Annotated in this window: 3 protein-coding genes and 1 pseudogene; 1 reads left to right on the top strand and 3 read right to left on the bottom strand. The window is 67.1% G+C overall.

The window, feature by feature from the left end; translation table 11 throughout:
• From VTU_RS0105175 to cysS, 3 genes and pseudogenes are all read right to left on the bottom strand, one after another.
• The coding region (locus tag VTU_RS0105175) for an acetyl-CoA carboxylase carboxyltransferase subunit alpha (RefSeq protein WP_010101520.1) at positions 1-911 on the bottom strand (911 nt) is incomplete at its 3' end.
• A 150-nt stretch (positions 912-1,061) separates the two neighbouring features.
• Entirely contained in the window at positions 1,062-1,715 is a 654-nt protein-coding gene (locus VTU_RS0105170; protein ID WP_010101518.1) for a DNA-3-methyladenine glycosylase family protein, read from the bottom strand.
• Positions 1,716-1,793: 78 nt separating this feature from the next.
• Positions 1,794-3,178 (bottom strand): annotated as a pseudogene (cysS, locus tag VTU_RS25775) (cysteine--tRNA ligase).
• Between the two features lie 139 nt (positions 3,179-3,317).
• On the opposite strand from cysS, the gene VTU_RS0105160 reads away from it, so the two are divergent.
• Positions 3,318-3,755, top strand: a 438-nt coding sequence (locus VTU_RS0105160) for a tetratricopeptide repeat protein (RefSeq protein WP_010101512.1), incomplete at its 3' end; no start/stop codon positions are given.

Here is a 3,755-nt window from a genome sequence, read left to right as displayed (position 1 = left end):
AGCAGGTCCCGGGGTTTGAGGTCCGCGACCTGGCGGAACGCGTCGCCCAGGGCGCGCTTGAGGAACGCGGCCATCTGTTTGTGGTCGCGGTGCGCGCCGCCGACCGGTTCGTTCACGATCTTGTCCACCAGACCCAGCGCCTTCAGGCGATGCGCCGTGATGCCGAGCGCGTCGGCCGCTTCCTGCGCCTTGTCGCTGGTTTTCCAGAGAATGGAGGCGCAGCCTTCGGGGCTGATGACGGAGTAGATGGCGTATTGCAGCATCACCACTTGGTCGGCCACGCTGATGGCCAGTGCGCCGCCCGATCCGCCTTCACCAATGATGGTGGTGATGATGGGCACCTCGAGCTGCGCCATCTCGAAGATGTTGCGCCCTATGGCTTCGGACTGGCCGCGCTCCTCGGCGTCGATTCCGGGATAGGCGCCGGGCGTGTCGACGAAGGTGAACACGGGCAGATGGAACTTCTCGGCCGTCAGCATCAGGCGCAGGGCCTTGCGGTAGCCCTCGGGCTTGCTCATGCCGAAGTTGCGCAGCGCGCGCTCCTTCGTGCCGCGGCCCTTCTGGTGGCCGAGCACCATGCAGGCATGGCCGTTGAAACGCGCCAGGCCGCCGACGATGGACAGGTCGTCCGCGTAGTGGCGGTCGCCGTGCAGTTCGACGAAGCCGGTGAAGATGTCGCGCAGGTAGTCGAGCGTGTAGGGGCGCTCGGGGTGGCGCGCGATCTTGGTGATCTTCCAGGGACTCAGGTCGCTGTAGATGTCCTTGGTGAGTTGCTGGCTTTTTTTGCTCAGCAGGTCGATTTCTTCCGAGATGTCCACCGCGCTCTCGGTCTGCACGTAGCGCAGTTCTTCGATTTTGGATTCGAGTTCGGCAATCGGCTGTTCGAAATCCAGAAAGGTTTTTTTCACCACCGTTTTCTCCTTGGGTCGCGCCCCGCAGGGCCGCATCGAACAGCACACGCTCCCCGGCTTGCCCGCATGCGCCCCGGGCCAGCGCCAGCGCGCAGCCCGCCTCCCTGGCGGCGCAGCTTCATGTGCCGGTATGGGTTGCGGGGAGGGACATCAGTAGGCAACCGGCAGGGGGTCCAGCGAGCGCCAAATATACCAAGTCGCAACGCTGCACCACGGCCTCCAGGCCTCGGCCACCTCGCGGGCGTCGCTGCGGCTCACGGGGTCGCCCGAGAAGTAACTCCGGCTGATGCCGTTGAGCAGCCCCACGTCGTCCAGCGGCAGCACATTCGGCCGCATCAGGTGGAAGATGAGGAACATCTCGGCCGTCCAGCGGCCGATGCCGCGGATGGCCACCAGTTCCGCAATGATGGCCTCGTCGTCCATCGCCACCCAGTCCTGCACGTGCACCCGGCCTTGCTCGAAATGCAGGGCCAGGGCCAGCAGGTAATCGACCTTGCGCGCCGACAGGCCCGCGGCCCGCATGTCCTCGGCGCGCAGTCCGAGCACGCTCGCGGGCTGCATGCTGCGCAGCAGCGCGGCAAAGCGCTCCCACACGGTCTGCGCCGCCTTCACGGAAATCTGCTGCCCGACGATGCTGCGCGCCAGGGTGGTGAACGCGTCGCCGCGCGTTTGCAGTGCCACGTCCCCGGACTGGGAGATCAGGCGCTTCATCACCCGGTCCTTTTTCATCAGGTGCTTGCAGGCCTCGGCCCAGTAGCCGGGCGTGGCGTGCACGGACGCGGCGTGCGGCGCGTCGGAGGGCATGGGTTTCTTAACCGCCACCACTGCGTGCTCCCTGTGCCCCGCAAGGGCCTTCCATCCACGGCATGAACAGCACGGGGATCACGGCGCGGCTTCCCAGGTGGTTCCCGCCGCGGAGTCCTTGAGCACGATTCCCCGGGCCAGCAGCGCATCGCGGATGCGGTCGGCCTCGGCAAAATTGCGCGCCGCCTTGGCCGCTGCGCGGGCCGCGATCCGGGCCTGGATCTCGTCCGTGTCCACCGCTTCCACACCGGCCTGCAGAAAGGCCTCGGGGTCGCCCTGCAGCAGCCCCAGGATGCCGCCCAGCGCCTTGAGCTGCCCGGCCAAATCGGGCGCGCGGGTCTTGTTTACCGCGCCGGCCAGTTCAAACAGCACGGCCACGGCCCCGGGCGTGCCGAAGTCCTCGTCCATGGCCGCCTTGAAACGCGCGGCATGGGGCGCGGCCCAGTCGATGGCCGCCCCGTCGTCCGCCGGGTGCACCAGGCTCAGCGCCGTGTACAGACGCCTGAGGGCCTGGCGCGCGTCGTCCAGATGGGCGTCGCTGTAGTTGAGCGCGCTGCGGTAATGCGTGCGCACGATGAAGAAGCGCACGGTCTCGGCGCCGTAGCGCTGGAGCACGTCGCGGATGGTGAAGAAGTTGCCCAGCGATTTGCTCATCTTCTCGTCGTCCACGCGCACAAAGCCGTTGTGCATCCACAGGCGCGCGAGCGGCTTGCCCGTGGCCCCTTCGCTTTGGGCGATTTCGTTCTCGTGGTGGGGAAACTGCAGGTCCGCACCGCCGCCATGGATGTCGAAGCTCTCGCCCAGGGTGGCGCAGCTCATGGCCGAGCACTCGATATGCCAGCCGGGGCGACCCGTGCCATAGGCGCTGTCCCACCGGGCTTGTGGGGGGTCTTCCGGTTTTGCGGACTTCCACAGCACGAAGTCCAGCGGGTCCTGCTTGCCGTCGGACACCGCCACGCGCTCGCCGGCACGCAGTTCATCCAGCGACTTGCCCGAGAGCTTGCCGTAGCCCGGGAACCTGCGCACCGCGTAGTTCACGTCGCCATTGCTGGCGCGGTATGCCAGGCCCTTGGCCTCGAGTGCGCCGATGAGCGCCAGCATCCGGGGCACATAGTGCGTGGCGCGGGGCTCCTGCGTGGGGGATCGATGCCCAGGGTCGCCATGTCGGCGTGCATGGCGGCAATCATTTCCTGGGTCAGGGCGGCGATGGTGATGCCGCGCTCGAGCGCACGCCGGATGATCTTGTCGTCGATATCCGTGATGTTGCGCACGTAGGTGACGCGCAGTCCGCTGGCCTGGAGCCAGCGCTGCACCACGTCGAAGGCCATCAGCATGCGCGCGTGGCCGACGTGGCACAGGTTGTCCACGGTCATGCCGCACACGTACATGCGCACATGACCGGGTTCGAGCGGGGAAAACTCCTCCAAGGCACGCGATAGCGTGCTGTAGATGCGCAGACTCATGGGATTGACGGTAACAGGGGGCAATGGAATGGGGCGGCGAAGGGCTTTGCCCAACTGCAGCGGGCGGCCAAGCGGGGGACCCCGGACTACAATCCGTGGCAGTATAAGCCCCGCTCGGCACCCCTTTGGCATATCCTCCATGAAGCAAGTCCTGCGCCTGTTTTCACGTCTGCTGCGTCCGCTGGCACTGAGCGCCCTGCTGAGTATGGGTACGGGCGCGGCCCAGGCCGACGACCATGCCGACATCACCCGGTTGCTTCAGGCCGGCAAGGCGCAGCAGGCGCTGACCGAAACCGAGCAGCGCCTGGCCGCCCAGCCGCGCGACCTGCAGCTGCGCTTTCTGCGCGGCGTGGCCGAAATGGAGTCCGGCAAGCCGGCGCAGGCCATCGCCACCTTCACCGAGCTCACCCAGGATTACCCCGAACTGCCCGAGCCCTACAACAATCTGGCCGTGCTGTACGCCAGCCGGAACCAGCTCGACGAGGCCCGCGCAGCGCTGGAGATGGCGCTGCGCAGCAACCCGGGCTACGCCGCAGCGCAGGAGAACCTGGGCGACATCTACGCCCAGTTGGCCAGC

The sequence above is a fragment of the Verminephrobacter aporrectodeae subsp. tuberculatae At4 genome (assembly GCF_000193225.1).
Taxonomy (GTDB): domain Bacteria; phylum Pseudomonadota; class Gammaproteobacteria; order Burkholderiales; family Burkholderiaceae_C; genus Acidovorax; species Acidovorax aporrectodeae.
The sequence above is the reverse complement of the archived record's forward strand: the minus strand, read 5'-3'. Positions and strand labels throughout refer to the sequence as shown.

What these genes read in the sequence shown, in the direction of transcription:
- VTU_RS0105170 (WP_010101518.1), bottom strand. Translation starts at nt 1,715, where the DNA reads ATGCCCTCCGACGCGCCGCACGCCGCGTCCGTGCACGCCACGCCCGGC.